This window comes from Desulfatiglans sp., from assembly GCA_012513605.1.
Classification (GTDB): Bacteria; Desulfobacterota; DSM-4660; order Desulfatiglandales; family HGW-15; genus JAAZBV01.
Map to the genome: position 1 here is coordinate 1 of JAAZBV010000022.1, position 6,630 is coordinate 6,630.

General features: G+C 38.2%; 5 protein-coding genes. All 5 read left to right on the forward strand.

Annotated features, from left to right (window positions below; all coding sequences use genetic code 11):
- Positions 1-34 precede the first annotated feature (34 nt).
- The 5 genes from GX654_02645 to GX654_02665 are packed head-to-tail and all read left to right on the forward strand — an operon-like array spanning position 35 to position 6,102.
- Positions 35-337: a hypothetical protein gene (locus GX654_02645; GenBank protein ID NLD35745.1), complete on the forward strand. Its 303-nt coding sequence runs from the start codon at positions 35-37 to the stop codon at positions 335-337.
- A 58-nt stretch (positions 338-395) separates the two neighbouring features.
- On the forward strand, positions 396-3,038 hold the full coding sequence (locus tag GX654_02650; GenBank protein ID NLD35746.1) for a PAS domain S-box protein: 2,643 nt from the start codon (positions 396-398) through the stop codon (positions 3,036-3,038).
- A 21-nt stretch (positions 3,039-3,059) separates the two neighbouring features.
- Complete coding sequence (locus GX654_02655) at positions 3,060-3,872, forward strand: response regulator (GenBank protein ID NLD35747.1); 813 nt, start codon at positions 3,060-3,062, stop codon at positions 3,870-3,872.
- A gap of 47 nt (positions 3,873-3,919) precedes the next feature.
- On the forward strand, positions 3,920-5,650 hold the full coding sequence (locus GX654_02660; GenBank protein ID NLD35748.1) for a response regulator: 1,731 nt from the start codon (positions 3,920-3,922) through the stop codon (positions 5,648-5,650).
- 41 nt (positions 5,651-5,691) lie between these two features.
- On the forward strand, positions 5,692-6,102 hold the full coding sequence (locus GX654_02665; protein NLD35749.1) for a hemerythrin family protein: 411 nt from the start codon (positions 5,692-5,694) through the stop codon (positions 6,100-6,102).
- Positions 6,103-6,630 lie beyond the last annotated feature (528 nt).

A 6,630-nucleotide genomic window follows, 5' to 3' on the forward strand; every position in this document is an offset into this window, starting at 1 on the left:
AGAATTAACACATGATTATTTAGATGATGAAGAATTGATACATAAAGCCGCACTTTATCATCTTAAAAAATATGCATTTACCCATTTCGATCCCGATGTAGTAAAGGTCTTCCTCTCCATAGCAAAATCAAAGGGGCTCAGCACTGAAGACGATGTGGGAATACCGCTTGAAAGACTTAAAGAGGGGATGAAACTGCGCAGATCCCTGTATACACAGAGCGGGAGGTTTTTACTGCCCTACGATACTGTATTAACAAATGACATAATAATGAAATTAAAGCGGTTTGCTAAAACCAACCCCATTAAAGGTGAAATTTATGTCACACAGGAGATATGAACACTCAGGAATGGTAAAATCAAATAGTAAATATTTCAAATAGCCGATGAGGAGAGTTATGCAAGACAGGGCGCGGATTCTTTCATTAACAATTATTATGGCCATAGCCTGCATGGTCGTATCTTTTATTTCTATTTTCCCTTTATACAGGACAGCGCTCAAAGAAGAGAGAGAACGTCTCAGGGAAACTGCCCGGAGTCAGGCGCGTTTGATTGAGGCCATAGCAGAATTTGATCTACAATACAGCAGTGATTTTCCCGATGGCTCTCTTGCAGCAACCCTGAGCCAGATTAGAAATGCACATAAAAAATACCAGGGTTTCGGAAAGACAGGTGAATTTGTGCTGGCCAGGAAAGAAGGGGATTTTATTGTATTTTTTTTGAGTCACAGGCACCATGACTTCGATAATCCTGCACCTGTCCCTTTTGATTCAAGACTGGCAGAACCGATGCGGCTTGCACTTACAGGGAAGTCGGGCACAACAATTGGCCCTGATTACCGTGGTACAAATGTCCTGGCCGCCTATGAACCTGTCAATATCCTGAATCTGGGAATAGTCACAAAAATAGATCTGGCAGAGATAAGGCAGCCTTTTATAAAAAGTATTATTGCTTCATTAATCGTTTCATTATTGCTGGTGCTGACAGGCATTTTTTCTTTTCTTAAAATAGGTAATCCATTAATAACACGCCTGAAAAACCACACAGGAGAACTTGAACAGGTTAACAAGACTTTGCTTGCAGAAATTGAGAGCCATAAAAATACCGGGAAAATGCTTAAAGAGAGTGGAGCAATGTTCAGATCCATATTTGAAAATGCCTCTGATGGCATACTCCTATCAGAAATAGATACGAAATATTTTATTACTGGGAATAATAGAATATCAGAAATGCTGGGTTACAGCCTGGAAGAGTTAAAAAATATGCGCGTTATGGATATTCACCCTGAGACCCACCTTAATATGGTTTTGTCTGAGTTTGAAAACTTGGCCAGAGCGGGGAAAAAATCCATAGAAAATGTCCCATGCATAAGAAAAGATAGATCTGTTTTTTATGCAGAGATAAATGGCGCGACTATTCATATTGGCGGCAAAAAATACAACGTCGGTTTTTTCAGGGATGTTACAGATCGTAAAAAAACAGAAGATGCCCTTCGTGAAAATGAATCCTTTATCAGAACCATAATGGAAAATCTTCCGATAGGAATTGCTGTTAACACTGTTAATCCTGTTTATTTTAAATATATCAATCAAAACTTTTATAATATCTACAGGACCTCAAAAGATAAGCTCAAAGATATTGATTCCTTCTGGGATGCTGTTTACGAAGACCCTGAATATCGTGAAGAGATAAGAAACAGGGTATTGAATGACTGTGCTTCAGGTGACCCTGATAAAATGCACTGGGAAGGAATCACTCTAACCCGCAAAGGTGAAGAAACAACTTTCCTAAGCGCCAGGAATATTCCCCTTAGTGATGAAAACCTGATGATATCAACTGTCTGGGATGTAACCAAATTTAAAAATCTTGAAAAACAACTTGAACAGGCACAGAGGATGGAGGCGATAGGGAACCTCGCTGGTGGGATTGCTCATGATTACAACAACATTTCCAGCATAATACTGGGTTATGCGGAATTAGCTCTTGACAATATAAAACCGGATGACCCTGCGTATGAGGACATAAAGGAGATAATAAAGGCAACAGAAAGATCCATAGAAATTACGCGACAACTCCTTGCCTTTGCGCGCAAACAGACCGTTTCGCCAAAGGTCCTTGATCTAAATGATACTATAGGGAACATGCTTAAGATGATAAAACGCTTAATAGGAGAGGATATTGACCTTGCATGGGTTCCCGGTGATAAAATCTGGCCTGTAAAAATGGACCCGGCACAAATCGATCAGATTATTGTGAATTTGTGTGTGAATGCAAGGGATGCAATAGGTGATGTAGGCAAGATCACCATCGAAACAGGAAACATCCGGTTCAATCAGGATTATTGCAATGATCATCTGGAATTTAAACCGGGCGAATATGTGATGCTTGCAGTCAGTGACGACGGTAAGGGTATGACCCGGAACCAGATAACGAAGATATTTGAACCTTTTTATACAACCAAGAAGATAGGAAAAGGTACAGGCCTTGGGCTTTCAACTGTTTATGGGATTATAAAACAGAACAATGGTTTTATAAATGTGTACAGTGAACCCCAAAAGGGGTCAACATTTAAAATTTACATTCCTAAAGAGCAGACAGGTGAACCTATTGATGACGAGCATGATGAAAGATCTTTTGATTTACAAGGAAAAGGAGAAACTATCATGATTGTGGAAGATGATGATGCTATCCTGAAATTGGTAGAAAAGATGCTGTCTGGGCTCAATTATCATGTTATGTGTGCATCAAACCCAAATGAGGCAATAACCCTGGCCACAAATTATCCCGGCAATATCGTTCTCCTGATAACAGATGTTATCCTGCCAGAAATGAATGGACGCCAGTTATCGGAGAGGTTAAAGATGCAATTTTCGACACTTAAAGTGCTATATATGTCAGGATACACTGCCAATGTTATTGCCCATAGAGGGGTGCTGGATGAAGGGATTAATTTTATTGCAAAGCCTTTCTCCTGTAATGACCTTGCTAAAAAGGTCAAAGAGGCACTGGATGCTGCAGATGAAAAAATTAACAACTGTTAAAGGAAGGGTGTGATAATAAAAATGAAAAGTCGATGTCATACGGTCCTGTGTGTAGATGATGAGGTTCAGATACTTAACTCATTAAAACGACTTCTCAGAAAAGAAGATTATAACCTCTTAACAGCTTCAAGCGCTGCAGAAGGCATTTTGGTAATGAATGAAAATGATGTCAGCCTGGTAATATCTGATCAGAGGATGCCTGGAGAAAGCGGGATTGAATTTTTGACAACTATTAAACGAATATATCCTGAAGTCATTAGAATTCTATTAAGCGGGTACACTGACATCGACACTATTACAGAATCGGTGAACAAGGGGCATATCTACAAATTGATTTTAAAGCCATGGAATGATCAAAACCTTATACTGGATATAAGGCAGTCATTAGAACAGTATGAACTTATACAGACAAACAAGGCCCTGCATAAAACAGTTATGGAGCAAAATGAAGAGTTAAGGGTGATAAATGATAATCTTGAAATGCTTGTCAATATGAGAACAAAAGACCTTGAGATTCAGAACAAGGCGCTTCAGCTTTCAAGAGTAATGATAGATGATATGCCCTTTCCAATTATTGGTATAAGCCAGGAAATGATCATTGTATATAAAAATAAAAAGGCATGCCTGTTGACTGACAGCACTGATTTTACTGTTGGCAGTGATATCTCTTCGTCGATTACTGCTGAACTGATGGAGAAAATCCGTGTTGCCCTTTCATACTGTGTACCACTTTTAGTTGAAAACATATATTTTTTCGGGAAAAAATATACCTTTAATATATGCCCTCTTTCCGAGGAGTTCCAGGGAGATGGTGTTTTTCTAGTTTTATATTGAATAAACCGGTTTTTTGCTTGAAAAGAAACAGAGGTGTAAACAGAGAAATGAAAAAAAATATTCTCATACTCGATGATGAAGAATCCATACGAAGGATACTGCAAAGGATTCTTGAAAATAACAATTATAACTGCTTTATGGCTCACGATACCAGAGCTGCAAGGGAACATTTAAGTCAGCAAGAGATAGACCTAATATTGTGTGACATAAACATGCCGGGTGAATCAGGGATCGAATTTCTTGAAAGCATGAAGGATCAATTAAAAGATATTGCGGTTATAATGGTTACCGCAATGGATTCACACCATAGAATAGAACAATCCATTGAACTTGGTATATATGGATACATTTTCAAGCCATTCAGGCAGAACCAGATAATGGTATGTGTCCATAATGCCCTGAGAAGAAGTGAACTTGAAAGAAACGAAAGGGTTTACAACCAGAGACTAAAGGAAGAGGTCAAGAGACAGACCTCACTGCTGGAAATTACAATAGAGCGTTTAAAGGCATCTGAGATGGAATTAAAGATTTCGGAAAATAACATCAAATCACAACTCAATTTTTTAAACACTCTGATTAATGCGATACCAAATCCGCTATATTATAAAGATATGAAGGGCAATTACATTGGATGCAACAGTTCATTTGCCAAATATATAGGCCTTGAGCAGGCAGAAATAATAGGAAAATCGGTGCATAATATTGCTCCAAAAGATCTTGCTGATATCACCTATAAAATTGATCAGGATCTTTTTAAAAATCCTGGACACAGGGCGTATGAAACAACCCTTAAATTTGCTGACGGCCTTAAACACAATGTAATCTTGAACAAGGCAACCTATGCAGATATTGACGGAAGGCTCGCAGGCCTCCTAGGTGTGATAATCGATGTTACTGAACAGAAAAAAACAGAGATAAGGTTGAAGGAATCCCAGGCTCAGATAATACAGCAGGAAAAAATGGCTTCAATAGGTCAGCTTGCCGCAGGCGTTGCCCACGAGATAAATAATCCGACCGGATATGTAAGCAGCAACCTTACAACACTCGAAAATTACCAGAATGATATTTTCGAGATAATAAAAGAATGTATGGTATTAATCTCATACTTTGATTCAGAAGCAATAAAAGCTCAATTACTGACGCACGTGATTAAAAAACTGGAAATAATCGAAGCGCTGAGAAAAAGAATCGATCTGGATTTTCTTTTAGATGATATCCCCAACCTTATCAGAGAATCAAGAGAGGGGCTGGAACGAATAAAAAAAATCGTGATAGATCTTAAAAACTTTGCTCACCCAGGAACCGATGAACTCAAATATACCAACATAAATGAAAACATCGATTCCACCTTAAATATTGTGTGGAATGAGATTAAATACAAAGCTGTTGTGGAAAAAGAGTATGGAGAATTTCCGGATGTTCTTTGTTACCCCCAGCAGCTTAATCAGGTGTTTATGAATATACTGGTTAATGCAGCACATGCTATTAAATCAGATGGTGTGATTAAAATAAAAACATGTTCTAGAGATAACAATATTACGATCGAGATCAGTGATAATGGTGAAGGAATTCCTGAAAAAAACATTACCAGAATTTATGACCCCTTTTTCACCACCAAAGAGGTAGGTAAAGGGACCGGGCTTGGTTTGAATGTGGCGTATAATATAGTTAAAAAACATAATGGGAACATAGATGTAAAAAGCCAGGTTGGTAAAGGAACTACATTTTATATTAGTATCCCATTGGAACCTGTTAATAAGGTTTTGAACTCCGATTGATTGGAAATTATCATATATTTGTTTTTTTGAGAGGGTGACAAATGAATAATAACCTCTATATAATCTGGGATGACAGGAGCAAGCTGGGGATACCGATCATAGATGAACAGCACCGTTCCCTAATCTCAACAATCAACTCATTGTATTTCTATATTCAAAACAGAGTTGACTGGATTTCAATAAAGTCCATCATGATTATTTTACAGCAATATACGAATATTCATTTCAAGACTGAAGAGGGGTTACTTGAAAAAGCAGGATACCCAGATTTAACAAATCATATTAATCTTCATCAAAAAATTGTGGTGGAGACAAAAAGGATATCCCAGAATATAGCCGCAGACCCTGAGGAGATTTTAAGTTTCCTTAAAAATTGGTGGGTACACCATATTAATTATGAAGATAAAAAATACGTGTCCCATATGAAAATGGCACTCTCTGGTCTAAAATGACCAACTGAACGTGATTCTCCTTAAGTATTTTATAGGTATCTTCAGCGCTCAGGGCGGTCAGAATCCTTTAGCCTCCCCCGTGCACCAATCTTTATCCATCGCAGCCAAGACTATCGCTTTGCTGTTATACAGAGTTGAGGTGTCAGAAAAATATTGATAATGTTTATACCAATGGTTATACTGCTTACAATCTTGGAGGTTTTACTTATGGCAACTATCAAGACTGCAATACCAATCGACAAACCCTTATTTGATCAACTTGACGATTTGGCACAGGAATTGAGCACTTCTCGCAGCCGAATTTTAGCATTAGCTGCTACAGAGTTCATTCAACGTCATAAGAATTGATAGCTGCTCGAAGCTATTAATGATGCTTATGATGATTTTCCGGACGAGAAGGAATCAGCTTTTCATACCGCGATGCGTTCAAAACATATCAAAATGGTTAATGACCAATGGTAATTAATCGGGGTGATATTTATTGGGTAACTCTAAAAGAATCCAGGGGTTCAGAGCCTGGATACCGGC

What these genes read in the sequence shown, in the direction of transcription:
- GX654_02660 (NLD35748.1), top strand. Translation starts at nt 3,920, where the DNA reads ATGAAAAAAAATATTCTCATACTCGATGATGAAGAATCCATACGAAGG.
- GX654_02665 (NLD35749.1), top strand. Translation starts at nt 5,692, where the DNA reads ATGAATAATAACCTCTATATAATCTGGGATGACAGGAGCAAGCTGGGG.
- GX654_02650 (NLD35746.1), top strand. Translation starts at nt 396, where the DNA reads ATGCAAGACAGGGCGCGGATTCTTTCATTAACAATTATTATGGCCATA.
- GX654_02655 (NLD35747.1), top strand. Translation starts at nt 3,060, where the DNA reads ATGAAAAGTCGATGTCATACGGTCCTGTGTGTAGATGATGAGGTTCAG.